23 protein-coding genes and 4 tRNA genes are annotated in these 26,828 nt (G+C 71.0%); 18 read left to right on the forward strand and 9 right to left on the reverse strand.

What is annotated here, in order from left to right:
* The 6 genes from purQ to ACZ45T_RS10050 all read left to right on the forward strand — a co-directional run bounded on the left by purQ (position 1) and on the right by ACZ45T_RS10050 (position 7,252).
* Complete coding sequence (gene purQ / locus ACZ45T_RS10025) at positions 1-681, forward strand: phosphoribosylformylglycinamidine synthase subunit PurQ (RefSeq protein ID WP_468439313.1); 681 nt, start codon at positions 1-3, stop codon at positions 679-681.
* Positions 678-2,927 carry a phosphoribosylformylglycinamidine synthase subunit PurL gene (gene purL, locus ACZ45T_RS10030; protein WP_468439315.1) on the forward strand — a complete coding sequence of 750 codons (2,250 nt, stop codon included), beginning with the start codon at positions 678-680 and terminating at the stop codon, positions 2,925-2,927. The genes purQ and purL overlap by 4 nt, the downstream gene beginning before the upstream one ends.
* Before the next feature lie 127 nt (positions 2,928-3,054).
* Positions 3,055-4,320, forward strand: coding sequence for a hypothetical protein (locus ACZ45T_RS10035; RefSeq protein WP_468439317.1), 1,266 nt, complete (start codon positions 3,055-3,057; stop codon positions 4,318-4,320).
* Between the two features lie 24 nt (positions 4,321-4,344).
* Positions 4,345-5,595 (forward strand): hypothetical protein, encoded by a 1,251-nt coding sequence (locus tag ACZ45T_RS10040; RefSeq protein WP_468439319.1) that lies wholly within the window; start codon positions 4,345-4,347, stop codon positions 5,593-5,595.
* Between the two features lie 17 nt (positions 5,596-5,612).
* Positions 5,613-6,395, forward strand: a complete 783-nt coding sequence (locus ACZ45T_RS10045; RefSeq protein ID WP_468439321.1) for a maleylpyruvate isomerase family mycothiol-dependent enzyme — start codon at positions 5,613-5,615, stop codon at positions 6,393-6,395.
* Between the two features lie 38 nt (positions 6,396-6,433).
* Positions 6,434-7,252: an META domain-containing protein gene (locus ACZ45T_RS10050; protein WP_468439323.1), complete on the forward strand. Its 819-nt coding sequence runs from the start codon at positions 6,434-6,436 to the stop codon at positions 7,250-7,252.
* An 18-nt stretch (positions 7,253-7,270) separates the two neighbouring features.
* On the opposite strand, the gene ACZ45T_RS10055 is transcribed toward ACZ45T_RS10050, so the two are convergent.
* Positions 7,271-8,752, reverse strand: coding sequence for a sulfatase-like hydrolase/transferase (locus tag ACZ45T_RS10055; RefSeq protein ID WP_468439411.1), 1,482 nt, complete (start codon positions 8,750-8,752; stop codon positions 7,271-7,273).
* A 154-nt stretch (positions 8,753-8,906) separates the two neighbouring features.
* A complete protein-coding gene (locus ACZ45T_RS10060; RefSeq protein ID WP_468439325.1) occupies positions 8,907-8,996 on the reverse strand; it encodes a putative leader peptide in 90 nt (29 codons plus the stop codon).
* A 147-nt stretch (positions 8,997-9,143) separates the two neighbouring features.
* Between ACZ45T_RS10060 and purF the strand changes: the two genes are divergently transcribed.
* On the forward strand, positions 9,144-10,661 hold the full coding sequence (purF, locus tag ACZ45T_RS10065) for an amidophosphoribosyltransferase (RefSeq protein ID WP_468439327.1): 1,518 nt from the start codon (positions 9,144-9,146) through the stop codon (positions 10,659-10,661).
* Positions 10,662-10,771: 110 nt separating this feature from the next.
* Positions 10,772-11,842: a phosphoribosylformylglycinamidine cyclo-ligase gene (purM, locus tag ACZ45T_RS10070; protein ID WP_468439329.1), complete on the forward strand. Its 1,071-nt coding sequence runs from the start codon at positions 10,772-10,774 to the stop codon at positions 11,840-11,842.
* Positions 11,843-11,924: 82 nt separating this feature from the next.
* Here the strand turns inward: purM and ACZ45T_RS10075 are convergent, their stop codons facing one another.
* Together ACZ45T_RS10075 and ACZ45T_RS10080 are read right to left on the reverse strand one after the other, a co-directional pair.
* Positions 11,925-12,188 carry a DUF3073 domain-containing protein gene (locus ACZ45T_RS10075; protein ID WP_385363336.1) on the reverse strand — a complete coding sequence of 88 codons (264 nt, stop codon included), beginning with the start codon at positions 12,186-12,188 and terminating at the stop codon, positions 11,925-11,927.
* 290 nt (positions 12,189-12,478) lie between these two features.
* Entirely contained in the window at positions 12,479-13,573 is a 1,095-nt protein-coding gene (locus ACZ45T_RS10080; protein ID WP_468439332.1) for a Leu/Phe/Val dehydrogenase, read from the reverse strand.
* A 210-nt stretch (positions 13,574-13,783) separates the two neighbouring features.
* Between ACZ45T_RS10080 and ACZ45T_RS10085 the strand changes: the two genes are divergently transcribed.
* Together ACZ45T_RS10085 and bldC are read left to right on the forward strand one after the other, a co-directional pair.
* A complete protein-coding gene (locus tag ACZ45T_RS10085; protein ID WP_468439333.1) occupies positions 13,784-14,638 on the forward strand; it encodes a DUF8083 family protein in 855 nt (284 codons plus the stop codon).
* A gap of 567 nt (positions 14,639-15,205) precedes the next feature.
* The gene (bldC, locus tag ACZ45T_RS10090) at positions 15,206-15,412 is read left to right on the forward strand and encodes a developmental transcriptional regulator BldC (RefSeq protein ID WP_003949541.1); all 207 of its coding nucleotides are present in this window, start codon (positions 15,206-15,208) and stop codon (positions 15,410-15,412) included.
* A 511-nt stretch (positions 15,413-15,923) separates the two neighbouring features.
* Here bldC and ACZ45T_RS10095 read toward each other — a convergent pair.
* Positions 15,924-15,997 (reverse strand) — tRNA-Asp (locus tag ACZ45T_RS10095).
* Positions 15,998-16,078: 81 nt separating this feature from the next.
* Positions 16,079-20,002, reverse strand: a complete 3,924-nt coding sequence (hrpA, locus tag ACZ45T_RS10100; RefSeq protein WP_468439335.1) for an ATP-dependent RNA helicase HrpA — start codon at positions 20,000-20,002, stop codon at positions 16,079-16,081.
* Positions 20,003-20,092: 90 nt separating this feature from the next.
* Here hrpA and ACZ45T_RS10105 point away from each other — a divergent pair, with 90 nt between their 5' ends.
* From ACZ45T_RS10105 to ACZ45T_RS10115, 3 genes are all read left to right on the forward strand, one after another.
* Entirely contained in the window at positions 20,093-20,497 is a 405-nt protein-coding gene (locus tag ACZ45T_RS10105; RefSeq protein ID WP_468439337.1) for a hypothetical protein, read from the forward strand.
* A gap of 96 nt (positions 20,498-20,593) precedes the next feature.
* The gene (locus ACZ45T_RS10110; protein WP_468439339.1) at positions 20,594-21,313 is read left to right on the forward strand and encodes a DsbA family protein; all 720 of its coding nucleotides are present in this window, start codon (positions 20,594-20,596) and stop codon (positions 21,311-21,313) included.
* Positions 21,310-22,146, forward strand: coding sequence for a cytochrome c biogenesis CcdA family protein (locus ACZ45T_RS10115; RefSeq protein ID WP_468439341.1), 837 nt, complete (start codon positions 21,310-21,312; stop codon positions 22,144-22,146). The genes ACZ45T_RS10110 and ACZ45T_RS10115 overlap by 4 nt, the downstream gene beginning before the upstream one ends.
* Positions 22,147-22,184: 38 nt before the next feature.
* Here the strand turns inward: ACZ45T_RS10115 and ACZ45T_RS10120 are convergent.
* The 3 genes from ACZ45T_RS10120 to ACZ45T_RS10130 form a co-directional block, all read right to left on the reverse strand.
* Positions 22,185-22,261, reverse strand: a tRNA-Phe gene (locus ACZ45T_RS10120).
* Between the two features lie 22 nt (positions 22,262-22,283).
* Positions 22,284-22,357 (reverse strand) — tRNA-Asp (locus ACZ45T_RS10125).
* A gap of 39 nt (positions 22,358-22,396) precedes the next feature.
* Positions 22,397-22,469 (reverse strand) — tRNA-Glu (locus ACZ45T_RS10130).
* A gap of 127 nt (positions 22,470-22,596) precedes the next feature.
* On the opposite strand from ACZ45T_RS10130, the gene ACZ45T_RS10135 reads away from it, so the two are divergent.
* The 5 genes from ACZ45T_RS10135 to ACZ45T_RS10155 form a co-directional block, all read left to right on the forward strand.
* Positions 22,597-22,947 carry a metallopeptidase family protein gene (locus tag ACZ45T_RS10135; protein WP_030012899.1) on the forward strand — a complete coding sequence of 117 codons (351 nt, stop codon included), beginning with the start codon at positions 22,597-22,599 and terminating at the stop codon, positions 22,945-22,947.
* On the forward strand, positions 22,944-23,456 hold the full coding sequence (locus tag ACZ45T_RS10140) for a FluC/FEX family fluoride channel (protein WP_468439344.1): 513 nt from the start codon (positions 22,944-22,946) through the stop codon (positions 23,454-23,456). Before ACZ45T_RS10135 ends, ACZ45T_RS10140 begins: the two co-directional genes overlap by 4 nt.
* The gene (gene crcB / locus ACZ45T_RS10145) at positions 23,453-23,827 is read left to right on the forward strand and encodes a fluoride efflux transporter CrcB (RefSeq protein WP_468439345.1); all 375 of its coding nucleotides are present in this window, start codon (positions 23,453-23,455) and stop codon (positions 23,825-23,827) included. The genes ACZ45T_RS10140 and crcB overlap by 4 nt, the downstream gene beginning before the upstream one ends.
* 98 nt (positions 23,828-23,925) lie before the next feature.
* Positions 23,926-24,480 (forward strand): hypothetical protein, encoded by a 555-nt coding sequence (locus tag ACZ45T_RS10150; protein WP_468439349.1) that lies wholly within the window; start codon positions 23,926-23,928, stop codon positions 24,478-24,480.
* 278 nt (positions 24,481-24,758) lie between these two features.
* A partial coding sequence (locus tag ACZ45T_RS10155; RefSeq protein WP_468439351.1) for a DEAD/DEAH box helicase occupies positions 24,759-26,828 on the forward strand: 2,070 nt, incomplete at its 3' end.

Consider the following 26,828-nt stretch of genomic DNA (forward strand, 5'->3'; position numbering starts at 1 on the left):
GTGACCACTCGCATCGGAGTCGTCACGTTCCCCGGAACGCTCGACGACCGCGACTCGCTGCGCGCCGTCCGCCTCGCGGGCGCCGAGCCCGTCTCGCTGTGGCACCGCGACAAGGACCTGCACCAGGTCGACGCGGTCGTCCTCGCGGGCGGCTTCTCCTACGGGGACTACCTGCGCGCCGGGGCCATCTCCCGCTTCTCGCCGGTGATGGAGACCATCATCGAGCAGGCCAAGGGCGGCATGCCCGTCCTGGGCATCTGCAACGGCTTCCAGGTCCTCACCGAGGCCCACCTGCTGCCGGGCGCGATGCTCCGGAACAACCACCTGCACTTCATCTGCCGCGACCAGAAGCTGCGGGTGGAGAACGCGGAGACCGCGTGGACCGGCGACTACACCGCCGGCCAGGAGATCTCCGTACCGCTCAAGAACATGGACGGCCGGTACGTCGCCGACGAGCGCGTGCTCGACGAACTGGAAGCCGAAGGCCGAGTGGCCTTCCGCTACGTCGACGTCAACCCGAACGGTTCGCTGCGCGACATCGCCGGCATCACCAACGCCGCGGGCAACGTCGTCGGCCTCATGCCCCACCCCGAGCACGCGGTCGAGCCGCTGATCGGGACCGGCGGCACCGACGGCCTCCCGTTCTTCACGTCGGTCCTGAAGAAGCTGGTCAGCGCATGAGCCTCGACACCGTCAAGAACGCCACCGAGACCCCGGACGCCTCCCAGCCCTGGAAGGAGCTCGGCCTCAAGGAGGACGAGTACGTCCGGATCCGGGAGATCCTCGGCCGCCGCCCCACGGGCGCCGAGCTCGCCATGTACTCGGTCATGTGGTCCGAGCACTGCTCGTACAAGAGCAGCAAGGTCCACCTCGCCCAGTTCAGCGAGAAGAAGCCCCAGTCCGACGCCATGCTCGTCGGCATCGGCGAGAACGCCGGAGTCGTCGACGTCGGCCAGGGCTACGCGGTCACCTTCAAGGTCGAGTCGCACAACCACCCGTCGTACATCGAGCCCTACCAGGGCGCGGCCACCGGCATCGGCGGCATCGTCCGCGACATCCTCGCCATGGGCGCCCGCCCGGTCGCCGTCGTGGACCCGCTGCGCTTCGGCGCGGCCGACCACCCCGACACCAAGCGCGTCCTGCCGGGCGTGGTCGCGGGCATCGGCGGCTACGGCAACTGCCTGGGCCTGCCCAACATCGGCGGCGAGGTCGTCTTCGACGCCTGCTACCAGGGCAACCCGCTGGTCAACGCCGGCTGCATCGGCGTGATGAAGCACGAGGACATCCACCTCGCCAAGGCCTCCGGCCCCGGCAACAAGGTCATCCTCTACGGCGCCCGCACCGGCGGCGACGGCATCGGCGGCGTCTCGGTCCTCGCCTCGGAGACCTTCGACGACTCGAAGCCGACCAAGCGCCCCGCGGTGCAGGTCGGCGACCCCTTCCAGGAGAAGCTCCTCATCGAGTGCACCCTGGAGATCTTCAAGGAGAAGCTGGTCGCGGGCATCCAGGACCTCGGCGGCGCCGGGCTCTCCTGCGCGACCTCCGAGCTCGCCTCCGCCGGTACCGGCGGCATGCGGGTCGAGCTGGACACCGTCCCGCTGCGCGACGCGACGCTCTCGCCCGAGGAAATCCTCATGAGCGAGTCGCAGGAGCGCATGTGCGCGATCGTCGAGCCGCAGTACGTCGACCGCTTCATGGAGATCTGCGAGAAGTGGGACGTCATCGCCACCGTCATCGGTGAGGTGACCGACGGCGAGCGCCTGGAGATCTTCTGGCACGGCGAGCAGATCGTGGACGTGCCCCCGGGCACCGTCGCCCACGAGGGCCCGGTCTACAACCGCCCGTACGCGCGCCCCTCCTGGCAGGACGCGCTGCAGGCGGACGACGCGGGCAAGCTGCCGCGGCCGCAGACCTCCGAGGAGCTGCGCGCGCAGGTCCTGGCCCTGGTCGCCTCCCCGAACCAGGCCTCCAAGTCCTGGGTCACCGACCAGTACGACCGCTTCGTGCAGGGCAACACCGTCCTGTCGCAGCCCGAGGACGCCGGCATGGTCCGCATCGACGAGGAGTCCAACCTCGGCGTGGCCATGTCCACCGACGGCAACGGCCGCTTCGCCAAGCTCGACCCGTACACGGGCGCGCAGCTGGCGCTGGCCGAGTCGTACCGCAACGTGGCCGCGACCGGCGCCAAGCCGCTCGCGATCTCCGACTGCCTGAACTTCGGCTCCCCCGAGGACCCGGACGTCATGTGGCAGTTCGCCGAGGCCTGCCGCGGTCTCGCGGACGGCTGCCTGGAGCTGGGCACCCCGGTGACCGGCGGCAACGTCTCCCTCTACAACCAGACGGGCGACATCGCCATCCACCCGACCCCGGTCGTGGCGGTCCTCGGCGTGATCGACGACGTCAACCGCCGTACGCCGATGGCGTTCTCGGAGGCCGGCCAGCTGCTGTACCTGCTGGGCGACACGGCCGAGGAGTTCGGCGGCTCGGCCTGGTCCCAGGTCGTCCACGACCACCTCGGCGGCATGCCGCCGAAGGTGGACCTGGGCCGCGAGAAGCTGCTGGCCGAGATCCTGATCTCGGCCTCGCGCGACGGCATGATCGACGCCGCGCACGACCTGTCCGACGGCGGCGTGATCCAGGCGCTCACCGAGTCCTGCCTGCGCGGCGGAAACGGTGCCCGGATCGTGGTGCCCGAGGGCCTGGACGCCTTCACCTTCCTCTTCTCCGAGTCCGCGGGCCGGGCCATCGTGGCCGTCCCGCGCAGCGAGGAGCTCCGCTTCACCGACATGTGCGGTGCGCGGGGTCTGCCGGTCGCCCGCATCGGCGTGGTGGACGGCGAGGAGATCGAGATCCAGGGAGAGTTCACCCTCCCGCTGGCCGAGCTCCGCGAGGCCCACGAGGCGACGATCCCGGCCCTGCTGGCCTGATCCGCAGCTTCTGCACGAGCCCCCGTCCGGATTCCTTCCGGGCGGGGGCTCGGTTCATTCCGCAGGGACGGGCCTGGTTGGTAGCGTCGTCCGGGTCGTCGCAGTTGCAAGACCGGGGGGGTTGGGGATGTTCGAACCGATGGCGCCGTCCACCGGCGGACCGCTGCCCGACCGGGGCCGACGGCGCAATGCGGTCAATTTGCTGCTGTGCATCGCCGCCCTGGCGGGCGTGGCCCTCGGCGGCTGGTCCCTGTACGGCTCGTACCAGTCCTGGCAGCACCGCGGGGAGAGCCGCACCGCGATCCGCGAGGCGTGCGCGGGCCTGCTGGACGCCGATGCGGTGATGCGGTTGGACGGGGGCCGCGACTGGCTGGTGCCGAGCGATGTCGAAAGCCGCAAGCACATGGACCTGAAGCAACTTCCGGACGAATGCGTCCTGCTGTCCTCGTACGAGGAGAACGGCAAGACCCGGTGGACCACGCACTTCGGCCTGAAGGTGCACGCGTTGCCCCAGCAGGGCCTGCATGTGCTCGACCCCGACGACAAGCCCTTCAACCCCGGGAACGGCCGAGGTGCCGGCGAGGACATCACTGACCAAGTGAGCGATCCGCTGCCCGCCCCCCTCGGGGACGGCAGCGCCGGAACCTACTCGGGCCGGACCGTCTCGGTGACGGTCGCCTGTGCGCGGCCCGTGGCTGGTGTGACCTCCTTCCGGGCCTCCGCGAGCGCCTGGTACGGCGATCCGACCAACAAGGAACGCAAGGCCCTGGCCCTGATCGCCCGAACGGCGGCCGTCAAAGCCGCGGAGGCCGGCGGCTGCGCTGCCACCGCGCCCGAGCTGCCCGCCGCCCTGCCCGCACAGGGGCGCACCCTCGGCCCCGCCGAGCAGGGCACGGGCAGTTGCGCCTGGTACGCGGCCTTCCTGCGCGGCCGCCAGGACCGGGAGCGGCTGCCCGACAAGGCGCTCGGCGCGCCGGTTTCGGAGCACGGGGGGAAGGAGTCCTGCGTGCTGGCGCTGGACACGGACACCCGCACGGGCATCCATGCCCGGCTCGTCGCGGACGGAGTGAAAGCAGGGGCCCCCAGCGACCGCTGGACCAACCCCTGGTGGTTGCAGACCTTCGCTTACTTCGGCGACGACGCAGCCGGGACCAAGGTGGAACCCTTCACCAAGAAGGCCACCGCGATCGCCACCGGCCAGGCGGGACGGGACTACCTGGTCCTGTACGCCTCGGCCACATGTCAGGGCCGCCCCGCCGTCCTCGGCATGACCACGGCCTACCGGTACGACCAGGTACTCGGCCCGCGCCTCGACGAGGTGTTCGAGGCCTACGCCACCGAGGCCGCGGCGCGGCGCGGCTGCACCGGGCTCGTATTGCCCGGGCCCGAGTAGGTCCGGCCCGGACATACTGACGGCGTGAGTGACATCGTCAAGTACCTGCCCGAGGCCGCGATACCCGAGGGCGGAGCCCCGCGGTGGGACGTCGAGGACGCCGAGCGCTGGCGCGCCGCGAGGGTTCCCGCGGTCCTCGGGCCCGTCGCCGGCGGCTGGATCCTGGCGTCGCTGCTCCTCCTCGCGTTCGTCCTGCGGGCCCGGGGCGACCACGCGGCCGAGTCGGTCGGGACCTCCTGGCTGGGCTTCCCCGGTGCGGTCCTGATCCTCTGCCTGCCAGCCTGGTACCGCTTCCTGCCCGCCGCGACCGTCGTCGCCGCCCCCCTGGTCGCCCTGGACGCGATCCGCCGCATGCAGGGAGCCGACGGGGCGGGCCTGGCCGGGAGCGGGCTGGTGCTGGTCGTGTCCGCCGCCGCCCTGGCCGGCGTGCTGCTGCGTATGCGGTCCCGCCGCCGGCAGCGCGCCCTCGTGCTCGCCGCGGCCGGAGCGGCCCGCAGCCCGGTCCCCGAGCACCTCCCGAAGGGGCACCGCCGGCGCGGGCTCCGGCCCGCCCTCGCCGGCGGCGCGCTCTGCCTCGCCGCCGGCGGCCTGCTGGTCTGGGGCCTCGCCCAGGACCTGGGGGCCGACCGCGAAGCCCCGTACGACGCTGCCGGCCAGCAGCTGACCGCCCTGCTGCTGCTCGTGATCGGCACCCCGCTGCTCGGCCGCGGCCTCACCGCCCGGCGCGCCGCCCGACGGCTGCACGACGGGCCGCAGCCCGTGCTGCGCATCGGGGTCCGGCACCACCACACGGGCCGCCACTGGCTGTTCGCGGACGCCCGGACGGTCTGCGCCCGGCCGCTGATCGCGTTCCGCGACCGGTTCGAGGACAACCACCCGCGCAGTGGACGGATCCTCGTCGGCGGAGCGCCGGGCCGGCTCCGCACCGAGCACCACGACATCGACGAGAGGCGCGAGCCCTTCGAGGCGCTCATGTACGGCGTTCCGTGCGAAGGCGCGGAGGTCCTCGTCGAGTTCGGCCTCTACCAGGGCGACAGCACGATCGTCTCCCACGTCACCGCCGCCCCCCTGCTGCCCCACCGCGGCCACTCCTTCACGCCGTGGACGCCCGCCGGCACCTCGTACGCGCCCCAGCGCCGGGCCGCCGAGGAGCTCGAACGGGTGCGGCGGGCCGCCCGCAGGTCCAGGCGGTCCGTCGACATCTCCTTCAGCTGCGGTTCCTCCGACGGAGGCGGATGCGGAGGCGGCGGCTGCGGAGGCGGCGGCGGTGACTGATGGGGCAGACTCGCCCCATGCCACCCAAGAGCCGTACCTACGACGCCGCCAGGATCCGCGCGGCCGTGACCGCGCAATTCGGGCATGTCGCCGAGGCAGTACGGAGGTTGGGCCCCGAGGAGCTGGCGCGGCCCAGCGGGCTCGGGGACTGGACCGTCGCCGACCTCGCCGGGCACATCGCCTGGATCGCGGACTCGCTGGCCGGCGGCCTCGCCCGGCCGCCCGGCATCGTCGCCGAGCTGTCGGCCGTCGAATGGCCCTTCGCCACCGCGTCCCTCGCCGGGAAGATCTCCGAGGCCGCCAGGGAAACCCTGACCGGGGCCCCGCTGCCCGAGCTGTTCGAGCAGGCGGCCGCCCGGATGGCCGAGGCGCTCGAGGCGAATCCCGGCGACCGCGTGCTGAACCTGTGGATCGGGGACATGACCCTGGCCGACTTCATGGTCACCCGGACCGTGGAACTGGTGGTCCACACCGACGACCTGAACCGGGCCGCCGGACTGGACATCCCGATCGAGCGCCAGGCGCTGGCCGCCTGCACCCGGCTGCTCGCCGACGCCCTCGCGGTCAAGGCTCCAGGGGGTGCGGTCGAGGTGCGGGTCCCGCCCTTCGCGGTGGTCCAGTGCGTCGAGGGCCCCCGGCACACCCGCGGTACCCCGCCGAACGTCGTGGAGACCGACCCGCTGACCTGGATCCGGCTCGCGACCGGCCGTACGCGATGGGCCGAGGCGCTCGACGAGGCGCAGGTCAGGGCCAGTGGCGAGCGGGCCGACCTGGCGGAGCTGCTGCCGCTCATGAGCTGAGGGTGGAACCGCCCGCAGCCCCGGCCCGTCCCAGCTGCATGCGTACCCTCCGGCACGTCCCGACCGGCCGGGCTCTCGTACCGGCCCTCGTACCGGCCCTCCTGCTCGGCCTCGCCGCATGCGGTCAGGCCGAGGAGCACGGGTCCCGCACGCTCCCCGACGCCACCGGCTCCTGGACCGTCGAGTCGCTGACCACCGGCGGCCGCACCCTGCACGCGCCCGACAGCGCCCGCCTCGACCTCGCGGAGAGCGAGGCCAAGGGCAACTACGGCTGCAACAGCTTCACGGCCGCGGTCGTCTTCGCCGGGCCGGATGCGGTGACCGTCACGCCCGGCCACGCCACGGCCATGGCCTGCGAGGGCCTCGACTTCGAGACGGAGTTCGCCAAGCTCTTCACGGGCCGGCTGACCATCGACCGGGGGCCCGAGCGGCTCACGCTGAAGACCGCCGACGGGAGCACCATCGCCATGACCCACCGGCTCCCGGCCGCGGACGCCCCGCTCACCACGACCGAGTGGAAGGTCGACTCGCTGATCAGCGGCGGGACCGTGTCCTCCGTACCGGCCGAGGCGGCCGGCAGGGCCCGCTTCACCTTCGCCGCCGACGGCACCGCGAGCGGTGCCCTGGGCTGCAACCGGTTCAGCGCCAAGGCGACCGTCGAGGGAGCCACGCTCACCTTCGGGCCCATCACCTCCACCCGTATGGCCTGCGAGGGTCCGGCGGGCGAGGTGGAGCGGGCCCTGACCGGGCTGTTCGGCAGCGGCCCGCTCACCTGGAAGATCCAGGGCCAAGCCCTGACCCTCACCGCCCCCGACGGCAGGGGTCTGACGGCCGAAGCGATTTCAGCCGTGGAGTGACACGGCCGGGGACCGTCCTCAGCCCGGGTACGGCAGCAGTTGCGCGTTCACCTGCTCCCAGGCCGCCCGCAGCTCCGCCAGCCGGGCCGGCTCCGCGGCGGCCTTGTCGGCCTGTTCGCGGATGTCCCCGGCCAGGTCGAACAGCTGGTCCCTGCCCGCCTTGCCGCGGTAGTACTTCCAGTCGCCGCGGCGCAGCGCCCGCTCCCCGCGGACCCGCCAGAACAGACTCCGCTCGGCCACCTCCTCGCCGCGCAGCAAGTACCCGGCCAGGCTGACCCCGTCCAGCGGGTAGGCCTTGTCCGGCCGCGCCCCGGCAACCTCCAGCAGCGTCGCCGTCCAGTCCGGGCTGAACACCGGAACGTGGCTGACCTGGCCGCCGTCCAGCCGGGCGGGCCAGCGCACGATGTTCGGCACCCGGATCCCGCCCTCCTGGAGCGAGGCCTTGTTGCCGGAGAGGGGCCAGTTGTACGAGAAGCGCTCGCCGCCGTTGTCGCTGGAGAAGACGACCACGGTGTCGCGGGCCTGCCCGGAGCGGTCGAGGGCGCGCAACACCTCACCGATCGAGCGGTCCAGGTCCTCGACCATCTGCTTGTACTTCTCGACCGAGCCGCCGTCCTGGTGCCACAGGGCGCGTCCGTCGCCCGCCTTGATCCGCCGGACGATCTCGGCGCTCTGCTCGGTGTCCCCGTCGGCGATCCACGGCCAGTGCGGGGTGGTGAAGTTGAGGTTCAGCAGCCACGGCTTGCCGCCGTGGTCGCGGGAGACGTACTCGCTCGCCCGCTCCGTGATGATCCGGGTGTAGTAGCGCAGGTCCTTGTACTCGGCGTCGCCCTCGTAGAGGTCGTACTCGCCGCCGAGGCCCAGCTTGGAGTAGTACTCCAGGGCCCCGCCGAAGTTGCCGAAGAACTCGTCCCAGCCCGACCTGGTCGGGCTGTAGTCGGGCAGGTAGCCCGCGTGCCACTTGCCGATCAGAGCGGTGGCGTAGCCGGCCTCCTTCAGCAGCGAGGCCAGCGTCGGGTGGGTGGGCTCCAGGCCCGCGGACTTGTCGGCGATCGGCTCCGCCAGGCCGCCCTTGGTGCGGCCGGGGTAGCGGCCGGTGTAGAGGCTGAACCGGGTCGGCGAGCAGGTCGCGGAGCCGGAGTAGGCGTCGGTGAAGCGGACGCCCTGGCGGGCGAGGCGGTCGAGGTTCGGGGTCTTGATGTGCGGCGAGCCGTACGAGGACAGATCGGCCCAGCCCAGGTCGTCACCGAGGATGAAAAGGACGTTCGGGCGCCGCGAGCGCCGCTCCCGAGCGGCCCGGAACTCCCGCTCCTGCGGGCCGGCCTCCTGGGCCGTGGCGGGGGTCGCGCCCAGCCCCACCGCGGCGCTCGCCGCGCTCACACCGACGGCTCCGAAGGCGCGCCGGGACAGACGGGATTCGTACGAAGACACAGGTACTCCAAGGCATGGCGGCGCCGCCGGCCGGTGGTCGCGCGGGACGGCGCGCGGCACCGGCGGCAGACGGCCGCGAAAGGCAGAAGGAAGGCAGAAGGAAGGCAGGAGGAAGGGCGGCAGAAGTGGCGCGGCGCAGCCGCCGGCCCATGGCCCGATTGGGCCCGGAGGGTTCAGAAGAGGGACGTGCTCAGCCGGGGGTCACCGCGTCGCGCCGCATTGGCTACGCGCGACAGATGGCGCTCGCGACACGGACCAGGTCGACGTGGCGGCGCTCTACGAGGGTGACGGAGCGGTCACCGTGAGGCTGCATGGGTCGAGAGCCTGTACGAGCGCGCTTGTAGATGTCAACAAAGCATCCGCATACCGAGACGGAGGTGTTCCGTCACCCTCTGTGCTGTGAGATTTCCCGGCCGTCCCCAATTCGGACCAGTGGTCGATCTCGCCTACACTCGGAAGCGTGCCTCGTGGTGATGGACGACTCAACCACGACCTGCTCCCCGGCGAAAAGGGCCCCCAGGACGCTTGCGGCGTCTTCGGTGTCTGGGCTCCGGGTGAAGAGGTCGCCAAGCTCACCTACTTCGGACTGTATGCATTGCAGCACCGCGGACAAGAGTCCGCGGGAATCGCTGTGAGCAACGGTTCCCAGATCCTCGTCTTCAAGGACATGGGCCTCGTTTCCCAAGTCTTCGACGAAACCTCTCTCGGCTCGCTCCAGGGTCATATCGCGGTCGGTCACGCCCGCTATTCGACCACCGGAGCCTCCGTCTGGGAGAACGCGCAGCCCACTTTCCGCGCGACCGCCCACGGCTCCATTGCCCTGGGTCACAACGGCAACCTGGTGAACACCGCCGAGCTCGCCGAGATGGTCGCCGACCTCCCCCGTCAGGACGGCCGTGCCACCCAGGTGGCCGCCACCAATGACACCGACCTGGTCACCGCCCTGCTCGCCGGTCAGACCGACGACGAGGGCAAGCCCCTGACCATCGAGGAGTCGGCCGCCAAGGTCCTGCCTCAGGTCAAGGGCGCCTTCTCGCTCGTCTTCATGGACGAGGGGACCCTCTACACCGCCCGTGACCCGCAGGGCATCCGCCCGCTGGTCCTCGGCCGCCTGGAGCGCGGCTGGGTGGTCGCGAGTGAGACCGCCGCCCTCGACATCTGCGGCGCCAGCTTCGTCCGCGAGGTCGAGCCGGGCGAGCTCATCGCGATCGACGAGAACGGTCTGCGCACCTCCCGGTTCGCGGAAGCGAAGCCCAAGGGCTGTGTCTTCGAGTACGTCTACCTGGCGCGCCCGGACACCGACATCGCCGGCCGGAACGTCTACCTCTCGCGTGTCGAGATGGGTCGGCGCCTGGCCAAGGAAGCCCCGGTCGACGCCGATCTGGTGATAGCGACGCCGGAGTCCGGCACGCCCGCCGCCGTCGGATACGCCGAGGCCAGCGGGATCCCCTACGGCTCCGGCCTGGTCAAGAACGCCTACGTCGGCCGGACCTTCATCCAGCCCTCGCAGACGATCCGCCAGCTCGGCATCCGCCTGAAGCTCAACCCCCTCAAGGAAGTCATCCGGGGCAAGCGCCTGGTGGTCGTCGACGACTCGATCGTCCGCGGCAACACCCAGCGCGCCCTGGTCAAGATGCTCCGCGAGGCCGGCGCGGCGGAGGTCCACATCCGGATCTCCTCGCCGCCGGTGAAGTGGCCGTGCTTCTTCGGCATCGACTTCGCCACCCGGGCCGAGCTGATCGCCAACGGCATGTCGGTCGACGAGATCGCCACCTCCCTGGGCGCGGACTCGCTCTCCTACATCTCGCTCGACGCGATGATCGAGGCGACCACCATCCAGAAGCCCAACCTCTGCCGTGCCTGCTTCGACGGCGAGTACCCGATGGAGCTTCCGGACCCGCAGCTCCTGGGCAAGCAGCTGCTGGAGACCGAGCTGGCCGGTGGCACGGACGCCGCCGACGCGCTCCGTCGTCCGTAGTCGGGCCCGCAAGCCCGTATCCCTTGCTTCACCTGCGCGGGGTCCTGTCTTTGAAGCTTCTCCCAGGACCCCGCACCACCCGCAGTAACGACACGAAAGCTCTCCCTGTCATGACAGAGAAGACCACCGGTGCCAGCTACGCAGCCGCGGGCGTGGACATCGAAGCGGGAGACCGCGCCGTCGAGCTGATGAAGGAGTGGGTGAAGAAGACGCAGCGCCCCGAGGTCCTCGGCGGCCTCGGCGGGTTCGCCGGTCTCTTCGACGCCTCCGCCCTCAAGCGCTACGAGCGCCCGCTGCTCGCCTCCGCCACCGACGGAGTCGGCACCAAGGTCGACATCGCCCGCCAGCTCGGCGTGTACGACACCATCGGCCACGACCTGGTCGCGATGGTCATGGACGACATCGTCGTCTGCGGTGCCGAACCGCTCTTCATGACCGACTACATCTGCGTCGGCAAGGTCCACCCCGAGCGCGTCGCCGCCATCGTCAAGGGCATCGCCGAGGGCTGTGTCCTCGCCGGCTGCGCCCTGGTCGGCGGCGAGACCGCCGAGCACCCCGGCCTGCTGGGACCGGACGACTTCGACGTGGCGGGCGCCGGCACCGGTGTCGTCGAGTACGACCGCCTGCTCGGTGCGGATCGCATCCGTACGGGTGACGCCGTCATCGCCATGGCGTCCTCCGGCCTTCACTCGAACGGGTACTCGCTGGTCCGGCACGTCCTCTTCGACCGCGCCAAGATGTCGCTGGAGCAGCACGTCGAGGAGCTCGGCCGCACCCTCGGCGAGGAGCTCCTGGAGCCCACCAAGATCTACTCGCTGGACTGCCTGGCCCTCACCCGTACGGCCGAGGTGCACGCGTACTCGCACATCACCGGTGGCGGCCTCGCGGCGAACCTGGCCCGGGTCATCCCGGACCACCTGCACGCCACGGTCGACCGTACGACCTGGGCCCCCGGCGCGATCTTCGACCTGGTCGGCAAGGCCGGGCAGGTGGAGCAGCTGGAGCTGGAGAAGACCCTGAACATGGGCGTCGGCATGATGGCCGTCGTTCCGCAGGAGTCGGTGGACGTGGCGCTGACCGCGCTGGCCGACCGGGGTGTCGACGCCTGGGTCGCGGGAGAGATCCTGGACCGCGGCGACCACACCGAGGGCGCGACCCTCACCGGTTCCTACGCGAGCTGAGCAGCACTGAAACCCGGCCCGGGGCTATGCCCTGGACCGGGTTTCAGTCTTTGACCTGTTGTGCAGACGCTTCTGAGGAGCGTCAAGCGCCGCGACGCTGTGCCGAGGGACCGGACTCCTCGTCCTCGTCCTCGTCGTCATCGCTGTTGTACAGATCCGCGTACTTGGCGTACGGGTCGTCGTCGTCCAGATCGTCATCGACTTCGACCGGCTCGCTGACTGGCAGCGGATCCGTCGGCGATGCGCCCAGCTCATTGGCCAGACGCGAGAGGTCAGTCCCGCCGCTGTTGTACTTCAGCTGGCGGGCGACCTTTGTCTGCTTGGCCTTGGCCCGGCCGCGCCCCATGGCTCGACCCCCTCGGTGACGGGGCTCGACGGCCCCAGAGTCTGACACGCGTTCATGGTTCGGAGCGGGCTCTCCGTGGAGAGACCGTCCGTAGGGGTTTAACGGTACCTGCTTCCGCGGCCATACGGTACGCCGCCCGCATGACGCGCCCCGGTGCAGAACCAACAAGGCGCCCCGTCCTTGCTGGTCAACCGCGATTTTAACGCTTTCCTGGCCCGCGACCCGCCGAAGTGCAGTGAGTTCCGTCTCGCCGCACCCCGGCGGGCGCACCCGGGAGCCCCGGGAGGTGCCTAGACCGCGCGCGCGGCGCGGGCGTCCGCCATCCGCTGCTCGGCGATCCGGTCGGCCGCGGCGGCCGGCGGGATGCCGTCAGTCTTCGCGCGAGCAAAGATCTCCAGGGTGGTGTCGAAGATCTTCGTGGCCTTGGCCTTGCAGCGGTCGAAGTCGAAGCCGACCAGCTCGTCGGCGACCTGGATCACGCCGCCCGCGTTGACCACGTAGTCCGGGGCGTAGAGGATCCCGCGGTCCTGGAGGTCCTTCTCGATGCCCGGGTGCGCGAGCTGGTTGTTGGCCGCACCGCAGACGATCTTGGCCGTCAGGGCCGGCACGGTGGCGTCGTTCAGGGCGCCGCCGAGCGCGCAGGGGGCGTAGATGTCCAGGCCCTCCACGCGGATCAGCGCGTCGGTGTCGGCCACCGCGGTGACCTTGCCCGGGTGCTTGTCGAGGATCCGGCGTACGGACTCTTCCCGCACGTCCGTGATCACGACCTCGGCACCGTCCTCCAGCAGGTGCTCGACCAGGTAGTGGCCGACCTTGCCGACACCGGCCACGGCGACCTTGCGGCCGCGCAGGGTCGGGTCGCCCCACACGTGCTGGGCGCTGGCGCGCATGCCCTGGAAGACGCCGAAGGCGGTGAGCACCGAGGAGTCGCCGGCGCCGCCGTTCTCGGGGGAGCGGCCGGTCGCCCAGCGGGTCGCGCGGGCCACGACGTCCATGTCGGCCACGTAGGTGCCGACGTCGCAGGCGGTCACGTAGCGGCCGCCGAGGGACTCCACGAACCGGCCGTAGGCCAGCAGCAGTTCCTCGCTCTTCAGGACGTCCGGGTCGCCGATGATCACGGCCTTGCCGCCGCCGAGGTCGAGACCGGCGAGGGCGTTCTTGTACGACATGCCGCGGGAGAGGTTCAGCGCGTCGAGGACGGCCTCCTCGTCCGAGGCGTACGCGTGGAAGCGCGTACCACCGAGGGCGGGGCCCAGGGCGGTGGAGTGGATCGCGATGACGGCCTTCAGGCCGGAGGCTCGGTCCTGGCACAGCACGACTTGCTCGTGGCCACCCTGTTCCGAACGGAACAGGGTGTGCAGGACGCCGTCGGTCATTTCGGTCACGGTGGTGACTCCCATGGAAGAGATGCGGCGGAAAGACGCCCGCCCTGCGGGTGGGGGAGGGCGTGCTGGGAGCAGCGTAAGACCTGCGGGCCGCCCGTAGTCGACCTGTCCAAAGATCGGGACTCTTCCAGCGTACGAGCGGTCCCCGTCGGCGACTCCGAGTGCGCCCCGGAGGTGAACCGGGCCCCTGATGGGGGGAGGTACGAAGGCGTGAGCGAAACCCCTGATTCCCGGCTGCCCTCCGCGCGCTCGGCGCCGACCGTCCCGTACGCCTCCTACTTGCGCGTCTACGAGCCCCTGGCGGCCTTCCCCGAGCCGGAGCGCACGCACTGGGCCGACTACGCCCGGCGCGGGGTGTGCCCGACCGCCCAGGACGAACTGCGCCGGTCGCTCTCCGATTTGGTACGGGTCCCCGTGGTGGGGGTGCCGGCGCACGAGAGCGCGGACGCGTTCACGGCGGAGGTCGACGGGACGCTGCTGGTCTGCCCGTGGCGCACCCGGCTGCGCGGCTGGCTGGCGCTCCAGGAGCTGGTCGAGTCCTTCCCGCTCCCGGTGCTGGACGCGGCGCTCCCGCCGGTGCTGCGCCGACGGGCGGCCGAGGACTACGAGCGCTGGCGCGAGCGGAACCCGGACGCGCGCCCGTGGATCCGTACGGGGGTGTGGCAGATCCCGCTGCGCTGGTTCGTGCTGGTGGCCGACGAGGAGCGGGAGTACGTGCCGGGCGAGCTGCTGCGCTACCGGACGCCGATGGTGCAGGCGCGGCGGCGGCTCGCACGGGCCCTGCGGACCCTGCGGGAGGCGGAGGGGTACGGGATGCTCGCGGAGGGCCTCGTGGAGGTCGGGAGCTGGCTGGAGGAGTTCCACCCGCGGTCGATGGTCGAGCTGGACTACGGGGGGCTGCTGCACGCGCTGCCGGCGGACCGGCTGGACTCCGACCGGTCGGCCGGGGACCTGGCGGCGGGGATCGCGGCCCTGCGGGCCGGGGACACGGCACGGGCGTCCGAGGTCTACGGGGACCTCGCGGAGCGGTGGCGGGCGGTCCGGGAGCGACTTTTCGCGAATTAGGCCGGAAGTGGCCGACGGGGCTCGTTCGGCCCCCGAGGGGGCCGTACGTACCGCCGCACATCGGTCGATCGGGCAATACTGGCTGATCAGAGCCCTGACCGTAGTATTCAGGACGTAGTGCCAGGACCTACGTCCCGATACGGGCCATTGGCCCAAGCGTGACGGACCGCACTAACTACACCCTTGCGCCCTTCCCCATCCCTCGTGCCAAAATAGGACAAGGAGTCCGGGGAGGGTTCCTTCCGCCCAACTAAGGGCGGAATGCTCGGCATTGCGCTCTACGGGGGGTCTGACGACTCCTGATCGCCCTGTGACTGATCGTCACAGTGGGGTGACTGTCCGTTATGGGACGGTCCATCGGCTTCCGCCGCTGATGAACACCTCGGAGGGCAATTCCGTCGGTTTGGCCGTCGAGGCTGGACGGATGGTGTAGTTGTAGTGCCGAGGACAAGCCGTTCGTCCTATAACCGACTCGGCCCGCGTATGTCCATTTCGGGCAACGCGGGCCAAGGTGCAGAATTTAGAGGAAAGAACCGAGATGGTTCGGTTCTCCCGAGGAGGCCGCTCATGACCGCTCGCACCCCTGATGCCGAGCCGCTGCTGACCCCGGCTGAGGTTGCCACGATGTTCCGCGTGGACCCGAAGACGGTCACCCGCTGGGCCAAGGCTGGCAAGCTCACGTCCATCCGCACCCTGGGTGGACACCGCCGGTACCGCGAGGCCGAGGTTCGCGCACTGCTCGCGGGAATTCCGCAGCAGCGCAGCGAGGCCTGAGGTCGCGTAAACACCCCGCTTTAACGGGTTTATATCGGGTCCCCCAATCCGATGAAACCCACATAGCTTCATGCGACCGGACCTGCCCCAACAGGTCCGTCTGTCGTTTGATCGCGCTGGACTCCGCCGGGTCCAGCGCGATCTTTTTTATGCCCAGGTCAGGGCGGTATCGGCTGGATGAGGGGCGCCGCCGGGGGTGGGTGCCATTGCACATATTAAATCGAGCGGGCGTAGGGGTGCGATAAAAGTAGGAGTCTCAAAAACTCGTGCGGTGACTCCCGTCACAGATGATCACTCTTGTATATCCGGCAATCCACCCCGTAAAGGGGATGCGCGTCGCAGGCGCATCATGCGATCGGGGGATTCTGGGCGGCGCGGGCGACGGCGACGGTGGCGGCAGCAGCGCCGGCGGACCGGGCGGCAGCAACAGCAGCGCCGGCGGACCGGGCGGTGCTCCTGCCAACGCGTCAGGGCCCGCATCCCCTGGGGGATACGGGCCCTGACGTTTCTGCGAACCTGACGGGACTTGAACCCGCGACCTCCACCTTGACAGGGTGGCGAGCTAACCAACTGCTCCACAGGTCCTTGATTTGCGGCCGCTCGGCGGCTGCGAATCAGACTGTACCGCAGCTCAGGGGGTGCAGTCGAACCGGACCACCCCGCAGGTCACGGGGCGGCCGCATCCACCGCCTTCACGATCCGCTTGTCGGAGACCGGGTACGCCGTTCCGAGCGCGTGCGCGAAGTAACTGACCCGCAGTTCCTCGATCATCCAGCGGATGTCGGTGACCGTCGTCGGGACCGGCCGCCCCTTCGGCAGCTGCTCCAGCAGCCAGGCGTACTCGTCCTGCATCTCGTGGACCTTCTGCATGCGCGTGGTGTCGCGCTGGACGCCCGTGGGCATCTGCTGGAGCCGCCGGTCCGCCGCCACCAGGTAGCGCATCAGGTCCGGCAGCCTGCGCAGCCCGGTGAGCGTCACGAAACCGGCCGGCATGAGGGCCGCCAGCTGCGTTCTGACGTCCTGGATGTTCGCGACCAGGGCCAGACTGCTCGTGGCCTTCAAACGGCGCTCACAGGCCTGCCAGGCGGCCAGCACCTGCTGCACCTGGCCGACCGTACGCACGGTCGTGTCCACCAGGTCGGCGCGGACGGCCCCGTAGAGCCTGCGGAAGCCCGCCTCGTCCCACGCGGGGCCGCCGTGGTCGGCGATCAGCTTGTCGGTCGCCGCGGTGGCGCAGTCGTCGAACAGCGCCTGGATGGAGCCGTGCGGGTTCCTCGACAGGGCCAGCTTCTGCTGGTTGGTCAGGTGGTCCGAGGCGAACTTCGCCGGATTCACCGGGATGTTCAGCAGGATCAGCCGCCGGGTGCCCAGCCACATCGCCTGCTGCTGCTCGGCCTCCGTGTCGAAGAGCCGTACGGACACGCTCGCGCCCTCGTCCACCAGCGCCGGGTACGCCTTCACCGGCTGCCCGGCCCGCCGGGTCTCGAAGACCTTGGTCAGCGTGCCGATGGTCCAGTCGGTCAGCCCGGTGCGCTCCACCGACTCCCCGCCCGCGCGCTCGGCCGTGGCCGCGGCGGCCTTGGAGAGGGCCTGGCGGGCCTTGGGCTTCAGGCGCAGCCGCAGCGCCTCCAGGTCCTTGTCCTCGGCGAGGTTCTTGCGGCGCTCGTCGACGATCCGGAAGGTGATCTTCAGGTGGTCGGGGATCCGGCTGAGGTCGAAGTCCTCGGCCGAGACCGGGACCCCGACCATCCGCTGGAGCTCGCGCGCCAGCGTGACCGGCAGCGGCTCCTGCAGGGGCACCGCCGTGTCCAGGAAACGGCCGGCGAAGTTCGGCGCCGGGACGTAGTGCCGGCGGATCGGCTTCGGCAGCGAGCGGATCAGCTCGGTGACGACCTCCTCGCGCAGGCCCGGGATCTGCCAGTCGAAGCCCTCGTCGGTGACCTGGTTCAGCACCTGGAGCGGGATGTGGACGGTCACGCCGTCCGCGTCCGCGCCCGGCTCGAACTGGTAGGTCACCCGGAACTTCAGCTGTCCCTGCCGCCAGGAGTCCGGGTAGTCGGCCTTGGTGACCCCGGCCGCCTTCTCGGTCAGCAGCATCTCGCGCTCGAAGTCGAGGAGTTCGGGCTCCTCGCGCTTCTTGTGCTTCCACCACGAGTCGAAGTGCGCCCCCGAGACCACGTGCTCGGGGATCTTCTGGTCGTAGAAGTCGAAGAGGGTCTCGTCGTCCACCACGATGTCGCGGCGCCGGGCCCGGTTCTCCAGCTCCTCCACCTCGGTGAGGAGCTTGCGGTTGTCGGCGTAGAACTTGTGGTGCGTGCGCCAGTCGCCCTCGACCAGCGCGTTGCGGATGAACAGCTCGCGCGAGACCTCGGGGTCGATCCGGCCGTAGTTGATCTTCCGCTGGGCGACGATCGGCACCCCGTACAGCGTGACCTTCTCGTACGCCATCACGGCCGCCTGGTCCTTCTCCCAGTGCGGCTCGCTGTACGTGCGCTTGATCAGGTGCTGGGCGAGCGGCTCCACCCACTCGGGCTCCACCTTGGCGTTGACCCGGGCCCACAGCCGCGAGGTCTCCACCAGCTCGGCCGACATCACGAACTTCGGCTGCTTCTTGAAGAGCGAGGAGCCCGGGAAGATCGCGAACTTGGCGGACCGCGCGCCCAGGTACTCGTTCTTGTCGGTGTCCTTCAGCCCGATGTGCGAGAGCAGACCGGCCAGCAGCGAGACGTGGATGACCTGCTCGGGGGCATCGGCCTCGTTGACGTGGATGCCCATGCCCTTGGCGACCGTACGCAGCTGCGAGTAGATGTCCTGCCACTCGCGGATCCGCAGGAAGTTCAGGTACTCCTGCTTGCACATCCGGCGGAACGAGGACGAGCCGCGCTCCTTCTGCTGCTCGCGGACGTAGCGCCACATGTTCAGGAACGAGAGGAAGTCGCTGGTCTCGTCCTTGAAGCGGGCGTGGTTCTGGTCGGCCTGGGTCTGCTTGTCCGAGGGCCGCTCGCGCGGGTCCTGGATGGACAGGGCCGCCGCGATGACCATGACCTCGCGGACGCAGTTGTTCTTGTCGGCCTCGATGACCATGCGGGCCAGGCGCGGGTCCACGGGCAGCTGGGAGAGCTGGCGGCCCATCTGCGTGAGCCGCCTCGACGGGTCCTTCTCGGAAGCATCCAGCGCCCCGAGCTCCTGGAGGAGCTGGACGCCGTCGCGGATGTTGCGGTGGTCCGGCGGGTCGATGAAGGGGAACTTCTCGATCTCGCCGAGGCCGGCGGCGGTCATCTGGAGGATGACGGAGGCCAGGTTCGTGCGCAGGATCTCGGCGTCCGTGAACTCCGGACGGGAGAGGAAGTCGTCCTCGGAGTACAGCCGGATGCAGATGCCGTCGCTGGTGCGGCCGCAGCGGCCCTTGCGCTGGTTGGCGCTGGCCTGCGAGATCCGCTCGATGGGCAGGCGCTGCACCTTGGTGCGGTGGCTGTAGCGGGAGATGCGGGCGGTGCCCGGGTCGATCACGTACTTGATGCCCGGGACGGTCAGGGAGGTCTCGGCGACGTTCGTGGCGAGGACGATCCGGCGGCCGGTGTGCTGCTGGAAGACGCGGTGCTGCTCGGCGTGCGAGAGGCGCGCGTAGAGGGGGAGGACCTCGGTGAAGCGCAGATTCCGTTTGTTCAGGGCGTCCGCCGTGTCGCGGATCTCCCGCTCACCGGAGAGGAAGACGAGGATGTCGCCCGGCCCCTCGGAGTGGAGCTCGTCCACGGCCTCGCAGATCGCGGTGATCTGGTCCCGGTCGGAGTCCTCGGAATCCTCTTCCAGAAGGGGCCGGTAGCGGACCTCGACCGGATACGTGCGCCCGCTGACCTCGACGATCGGGGCCTCCCCGAAGTGCCGGGAGAAGCGCTCCGGGTCGATGGTCGCCGAGGTGATGACGACCTTGAGGTCCGGGCGCTTCGGCAGCAGCGTGGCCAGGTAGCCCAGCAGGAAGTCGATGTTCAGAGACCGCTCGTGGGCCTCGTCGATGATGATCGTGTCGTAGGCGCGCAGCTCGCGGTCCGTCTGGATCTCGGCGAGCAGGATGCCGTCCGTCATCAGCTTCACGAAGGTCGCGTCCTGGTCCACCTGGTCGGTGAACCGGACCTTCCAGCCGACCGTCTGGCCGATCTCGGACTTCAGCTCCTCGGCGATCCGCTCCGCGACCGTGCGGGCCGCGATCCGGCGGGGCTGGGTGTGCCCGATCATGCCCCGGACGCCCCGGCCCAGCTCCATGCAGATCTTGGGGATCTGCGTGGTCTTGCCGGAGCCGGTCTCACCGGCGACGATCACGACCTGGTGGTCGCGTATCGCCTCGGCGATCTCGTCCTTCTTCTGGCTGACGGGCAGGTTCTCGGGATACGTGACATCGGGCATCCGCGAGGCACGGCCGGCCAGTCGCTCGGCGGCCTTCGCGGCCTCCGCGCCGATCTCGTCGAGCACGGCCTGCTTGGCCTCGGGCTTGCGGATACGGCGGGCGCCTTCGAGGCGGCGGCCGAGGCGGTGCGCGTCACGGAGGGAGATCTCACCGAGAAGCGTCTGCAGGGCGGCGAAGGAAGTAGACATACCTGATCGAGGATCTCACCTGGCCCCTCCGGGTGGCGAACGCATTTGTCGGGCCGACCCGTACCATTTCGGGACGAGTCCGTCGGCCGTATGAGTGAGAGGCAGCCCACCTTGTCCCGCCCCCGCCCCTTCGGCTGCGCCGTGCTCGCGGTGCTGGCGCTGGTGGCGGCGCTGCTGGGCGCGGTGGTCCCGGCCCCGGCGGCCCCCGCTGCGGCCCCAGCTGCGGCCCCGGCCGTGGACTCCGTCCACGCGGCGGCCGGCTTCGCGGCGGCGCAGGCCGACCGGCAGGGGCCCGCCTGCGCCCCCGACGGCCCCGGCCACGGGGAGGTCCCCGCCCTGCCGGCGCGGGCCAAGGGCGAGCACGCGCAGCTCCCGGCGGCCCGGCCGGTGCCCGAGGAGGCGCGGCCGCACGCGACGATGCCCGCACGGATCCCCGTACGCGGGCCCGACCGGCCGGCGCCCGGCCCGGTGGAGCTGTCCGTGATGCGGGTCTAGGAGGACCGGTCGAAACCGCCGGTCCGCCTTCTCACCCGTACTCACGCGCCTGCACACCCATGCACACGTGTGCACGCGCAGCTCTGGAGCTCCCCCGTGTCCTCTTCTTCCTCCTCCCGCCGCAAGCCCCTCCTCTTCTGCGCCGGGGTGGCCGTCGCCGCCATCACGCTCGGCATCGTGTCCTGGCAGGCCACCGCCCCCGCCGAGAAGGGCTCCGGCGGCTCCTCCGCCGCGGCCTCGTCCCAGAGCGACGCCGCCGCCGCGCTCAAGGCGCTGGCCCGCCGGGAGCCCGGCGACAAGCTCGCCGTCGGCCGCGCCGACGCGCCCGTCGTCCTCATCGAGTACTCCGACTTCAAGTGCGGCTACTGCGGGAAGTTCGCCCGGGACACCGAGCCCGCACTGGTCAAGAAGTACGTCGAGGACGGCACCCTGCGCATCGAGTGGCGCAACTTCCCGATCTTCGGCGCCGACTCCGAGGCCGCCGCGAAGGCCGCCTGGGCGGCCGGGCAGCAGGACCGGTTCGAGCAGTTCCACGCGGCCGCGTACGCCGAGGGCTCGAAGGAGAAGGGCTTCGCCGAGCCGCGCCTGGCCGAGCTGGCGCAGCAGGCCGGGGTGCCCGACCTGGAGCGCTTCAAGGCGGACATGGCCGGGGAGCAGGCCTCGGCGGCCCTGAAGAAGGACCAGGACGAGGGCTACCGCATCGGCGTGACCTCCACCCCGTCCTTCCTGGTCAACGGCAAGCCGATCGCAGGCGCGCAGCCGCTCGACGCCTTCACCGCCGCCATCGCCCAGGCCAAGGCGGCGGCGAAGCAGTGACCGACATCGGATACCTGGCCGCCCTGCTGGGCGGCCTCCTCGCGCTGCTCAGCCCGTGCAGCGCCCTGCTGCTGCCCGCCTTCTTCGCCTACTCGATCGACTCCACCTCCCGGCTGCTGGCACGCACCGGGATCTTCTACGCGGGCCTCGCGAGCACCCTCGTACCGCTGGGGGCGGCCGGCTCGTACGCCGGACGGTTCTTCCACAGCAACCGCGACCAGCTCGTCCTCTTCGGCGGCTGGCTGATCATCGCGCTCGGCGCCGCCCAGATCCTGGGCCTCGGCTTCGCCTCGAAGCGGATCTCCGAGCTGTCCGGGAAGATCCGGCCGACCACCGCCCTGTCGGTGTACGCGCTCGGCGCGGTCTACGGGCTGGCCGGCTTCTGCGCCGGCCCGATCCTGGGCAGCGTCCTGACGGTGGCGGCGGTCAGCGGCAGCCCGGTCTACGGCGGCCTGCTGCTGGCCGTCTACGCGTTGGGGATGGCCGTACCGCTGTTCCTGCTGGCCCTGCTGTGGGAGCGGTTCGAGCTGGGCAAGCGGCGCTGGCTGCGCGGGCGCGCCTTCACGGTGGGCCGCTTCGAGCTGCACACCACCTCGCTGCTGTCCGGGCTGTTCTTCATCACCCTGGGCGCGCTGTTCCTGGTCTACGACGGGGCGAGCGCGCTGCCGGGGCTGCTGGACGTGGACGACTCGTTCGCGGTGGAGGAGTGGGTCCAGTCGGTGGCGGACACGGTCCCGGACTGGGCACTGCTCGGGCTGATCGCCGCCGGGGCGGCAGCCGTCGGCCTGGTGCAGTGGCGCCGCAAGGAACGGACGGTGGCCGGAGGGGAGTAACCACAGAAGGCCCCGTCCGATGGACGGGGCCTTCTTGATGGTGGCTGGGGCCGGGGTCGAACCGGCGACCTATCGCTTTTCAGGCGATCGCTCGTACCAACTGAGCTACCCAGCCACGAAACCGTTTCCGGCTTCAGCGATCCTGACGGGACTTGAACCCGCGACCTCCACCTTGACAGGGTGGCGAGCTAACCAACTGCTCCACAGGACCTTGCAGCGTGCGAGAACAAGTCTCGCACACGGTAATGCGTACCCCCAACGGGATTCGAACCCGTGCTACCGCCTTGAAAGGGCGGCGTCCTGGGCCACTAGACGATGAGGGCTAAAGGCCCGCCGGGCACTTCTCAGCGCGTCGGGGACGTGAGAAGCATATGGGATCCGGGGAGCTATCGCCAAAACGGTTTCTGCCGCGCACGCGGGAGGGGCCCCCACCGGAGGGACAATGGCCCGGTGCTGGAGATGACGCGCGAGGAGTTCGAAGAGCTCGTCGCAGAGGCCCTGGACCGCATCCCGCCGGAGCTGACGCGGCTGATGGACAACGTGGCGGTGTTCGTCGAGGACGAACCGCCCGCCGACGACCCCGAGCTGCTCGGTCTGTACGAGGGGACCCCGCTGACGGACCGCGGCGAGTGGTACGCCGGGGTGCTGCCCGACCGGATCACCATCTACCGCAACCCCACGTTGCGGATGTGCGAGGACCGGGAGAGCGTGGTCGCGGAGACGGAGGTCACCGTGGTGCACGAGATCGCCCACCACTTCGGGATCGACGACGAGCGGCTGCACGCGCTGGGGTACGGGTGACCCGGCCGGTCCCCGACGCGGAGGCCATCGACCCGGACGTCGACCTGCACGTGCCCGCGCAGCGCGAAGAGCCGCAGGGCCGGGTGCTCGCCGCGGTGGCGGCGGGCGGGGCGGTCGGGGCCTCGGCGCGGTACGGGATCGGCCTGCTGTGGCCGGCCGGGCCCGGGGCCTTTCCGTGGGCGACCTTCTGGATCAACGTGGCCGGCTGCGCGCTGATCGGCGTCCTCATGGTGCTGATCAGCGAGGGCGGGCGGGCCGCGCCGCATCCACTGCTGCGGCCCTTCGCCGGCGTCGGGGTGCTCGGCGGGTTCACCACCTTCTCCACCTACGCGGTGGACTTCTCGCGGCTCCTGGACGAGGGGGAGGCGGGGACCGCGCTGGCGTACGCCGGGCTCACGGTGGCGGCGGCGCTGGGCGCGGTGTGGGCGGCGGCCTCGGTGACGCGGCTGGCGGTCCGGGGGCCGGGGCGGGGTAGGGGTTCGGCGCCGGGGCCGGAGGCCTCCCGGTGAACTGGCTGCTCGTGGTGGCGGGCGCCGTGGTCGGCGCGCCCCTGCGCTATCTGACGGACCGTGCGGTGCAGGCGCGGCACGACTCCCTCTTCCCCTGGGGGACCTTCGTGGTCAACGCGGCCGGGTGCCTGGTGCTGGGGGTGCTGACCGGGGCGGCGCTGGCCGGGGCCGCCTCCTCGCGGCTGGAACTGCTGCTCGGGACCGGGCTGTGCGGGGCGCTGAGCACGTACTCGACGTTCTCGTACGAGACGCTGCGGCTGGCCGAGCGCGGATGGAAGTTCCTGGCGGTGGCGAACGCGGGGGCGTCGGTGCTGGTCGGGCTGGGCGCCGTACACCTCGGGTCGCAGGTGGCTGAGCAGCTGTTCGCCTGAGGGCGTGTCCCTTACGGGTCAAAGGGAGTTGGGCACATTGACCCGCTCATGCGGACCGATCGGCCTCATCCCCGCCCTCAGGCTCCGGAGGTGCCCCCGTGCGCCAGTTGTCCGCTTCCCTCCGACTGACCGTCACCGCGCTCGCGGTCGCGGCGACGGCCGGCTGCATGAGTGTCGGCGAGGACACGGCGAAGCCCGGGCCCTCCTCTTCGGCGGACCGCCGGGCCGGTGCCGCGGCGGGCGGGGGCTCCACCTCCGGGCGGGGCACCGGGGTCCACGGCAACGGACACGGCGCGAAGGACGGTACGGGGACCCAGGACGGCAAGTCCAAGGAGGACGGCAAGGCCTCCGGGGCGACCGGGGCCTCGCCCAGCCCGGGCGCGCCGAGCGGCGATCCCGGGGTGCCCGCGCCGTCGGCGGGACCCGGCGGCGGCGCGGGCGGGCAGGGCCCCCAGGAGCCCCCGGGCGGCTCCGGCGGCTCCGGTTCCGGCGGCTCGGGCGGCTCCGGCGGCTCGGGTGGTTCGGGCGGCGGACAGCAGTCGGCCAGCCCGACTCCGCAGCCGCCGGCCACGACGCCCCCTGTGACGGAACCCACGCCGCCGCCGTCGAGTCCGCAGCCCGAACCGAGCACCCAGCCGGCGCCCCAGCCGTAGGGCCGGAGCCGGTCTGCGGGGTGCGCGGGGGCGGGTCGCGAGGACGAGAGGTCGGGGCATCGTCGCAGGTCAGAGGCCATCTTGCCGGGGCGACTTGCCAGACCCCGGGGAGGGTGCGTATGGTTATAGATCGTTTGATCCCATTGCCCGGCGCCGAATCCGAAGAGCGCCGCGTGGCGCGTACTCTCCCTAGCCGTGGCTGACCGCATTGAGGCGGTCGATTTGCGATTCACGGAGTTTGGGCGCGTGCCGAGACTCCGGAAGGTTTCGCATTTCGCATGTCCATTTCCAGTTCTGACCGTTCCGTCATGCCCGAGAACGACTCCAACGAGATCGTCGACGCCGAGACCCTTGCGGTCACCGAGGCCATCGAGGCCGCTGAGGCGAACGAGATCATCGAGGCCCTCGAGGCCGACGTGAACACCGACGGGTCCCTCGAGGACTCCACCACCGACTTCGACGACGACGCTGACGCTGACGCGGAGCCCACGATCACCTTCGGCGACCTCGGTCTGCCCGAGGGCATCGTGCGCAAGCTCGCCCAGAACGGCGTCACCGCCCCCTTCCCGATCCAGGCCGCGACCATCCCGGACGCCCTGGCCGGCAAGGACATCCTCGGCCGTGGCCGCACCGGCTCCGGCAAGACCCTCTCCTTCGGTCTGCCGACCCTGGCCTCGCTGGCCGGCGGCCACACCGAGAAGAAGAAGCCCCGCGCGATCATCCTCACGCCGACCCGTGAGCTCGCGATGCAGGTCGCGGACGCCCTCCAGCCCTACGGCGACGTGCTCGGCCTGAAGATGAAGGTCGTCTGCGGCGGTACCTCCATGAGCAACCAGATCTTCGCTCTGGAGCGCGGTGTCGACGTCCTCGTCGCCACCCCGGGCCGTCTGCGCGACATCATCAACCGTGGCGCCTGCTCCCTGGCGAACGTCCAGGTCGCGGTCCTCGACGAGGCCGACCAGATGGCCGACCTGGGCTTCCTGCCCGAGGTCACCGAGCTGCTCGACCAGATCCCCGGCGGCGGCCAGCGCATGCTCTTCTCCGCCACCATGGAGAACGAGATCGGCACCCTGGTCAAGCGCTACCTGACCAACCCGGTCACGCACGAGGTCGACAGCGCCCAGGGCAACGTCACGACCATGACGCACCACGTCCTCGTCGTGAAGCCGAAGGACAAGGCGCCGGTCACGGCCGCCATCGCCGCCCGCAAGGGCCGCACCATCATCTTCGTCCGCACCCAGCTGGGCGCCGACCGCATCGCCGAGCAGCTCGTCGAGGCCGGCGTGAAGGCCGACGCGCTGCACGGCGGCATGACGCAGGGCGCCCGCACCCGCGTCCTCGCGGACTTCAAGGACGGCTACGTCAACGCGCTCGTCGCCACCGACGTCGCCGCCCGCGGCATCCACGTCGACGGCATCGACCTGGTCCTGAACGTGGACCCGGCCGGCGACCACAAGGACTACCTGCACCGCTCGGGCCGTACCGCCCGTGCCGGCAAGTCGGGTGTCGTGGTCTCCCTCGCCCTGCCGCACCAGCGCCGCCAGATCTTCCGCCTGATGGAGGACGCGGGCGTCGACGCCTCGCGCCACATCGTCCAGGGCGCCGGCGCCTTCGAGCCGGAGGTCGCCGAGATCACCGGTGCCCGTTCGCTGACCGAGGTCCAGGCCGACTCCGCGAACAACGCCGCCAAGCAGGCCGAGCGCGAGGTCGCCGAGCTCACCAAGCAGCTGGAGCGCCTGTCGCGCCGTGCCGTGGAGCTGCGCGAGGAGGCCGACCGCCTCGTCGCCCGTTCCGCCCGTGAGCGCGGCGAGGACCCGGAGGCCGCTGTCGCCGAGGTGGCCGAGGCCGCCGAGGCCGAGGTCGCGGCGGCTGCTGCCGCCGCTGCCGCCGAACTGGCCGCGCAGGAGCGCCGCGAGGAGCAGCGCGCCCAGCGCGACGACCGCGGCAACTTCGAGCGTCGCGACAACCGCGGTGGCGACCGCGGTGACCGTGGCGGCGACCGTGGCGGCTTCCGCCGCGACGACCGCGGTGGCGACCGTGGTGGCCGTCCGTCGGGTGGCTTCAACCGCGATGACCGTGGTGGCGACCGTGGTGGCTTCCGCCGCGACGACCGTCCGTCGGGTGGCTTCCGTTCCGGTGGCGACCGTCCGTCCGGTGGTGGCTTCCGTCGTGACGACCGCCCCTCGGGTGGCTTCAACCGTGACGACCGTGGTGGCGACCGTGGTGGCGACCGTGGTGGCTTCCGTCGTGACGACCGTCCGTCGGGTGGCTTCCGTTCCGGTGGCGACCGTCCGTCCGGTGGTGGCTTCCGTCGTGACGACCGCCCCTCGGGTGGCTTCAACCGTACG

It is taken from the genome of Streptomyces sp. NPDC030995, from assembly GCF_055571215.1.

Coding starts and splice junctions, on each gene's coding strand:
- purL (WP_468439315.1), top strand. CDS start 678: ATGAGCCTCGACACCGTCAAGAACGCCACCGAGACCCCGGACGCCTCC.
- ACZ45T_RS10035 (WP_468439317.1), top strand. CDS start 3,055: ATGTTCGAACCGATGGCGCCGTCCACCGGCGGACCGCTGCCCGACCGG.
- ACZ45T_RS10045 (WP_468439321.1), top strand. CDS start 5,613: ATGCCACCCAAGAGCCGTACCTACGACGCCGCCAGGATCCGCGCGGCC.
- ACZ45T_RS10050 (WP_468439323.1), top strand. CDS start 6,434: ATGCGTACCCTCCGGCACGTCCCGACCGGCCGGGCTCTCGTACCGGCC.
- ACZ45T_RS10060 (WP_468439325.1), bottom strand. CDS start 8,996: ATGCAGCCTCACGGTGACCGCTCCGTCACCCTCGTAGAGCGCCGCCAC.
- purM (WP_468439329.1), top strand. CDS start 10,772: ATGACAGAGAAGACCACCGGTGCCAGCTACGCAGCCGCGGGCGTGGAC.
- ACZ45T_RS10075 (WP_385363336.1), bottom strand. CDS start 12,188: ATGGGGCGCGGCCGGGCCAAGGCCAAGCAGACAAAGGTCGCCCGCCAG.
- bldC (WP_003949541.1), top strand. CDS start 15,206: ATGACCGCTCGCACCCCTGATGCCGAGCCGCTGCTGACCCCGGCTGAG.
- hrpA (WP_468439335.1), bottom strand. CDS start 20,002: ATGTCTACTTCCTTCGCCGCCCTGCAGACGCTTCTCGGTGAGATCTCC.
- ACZ45T_RS10105 (WP_468439337.1), top strand. CDS start 20,093: ATGAGTGAGAGGCAGCCCACCTTGTCCCGCCCCCGCCCCTTCGGCTGC.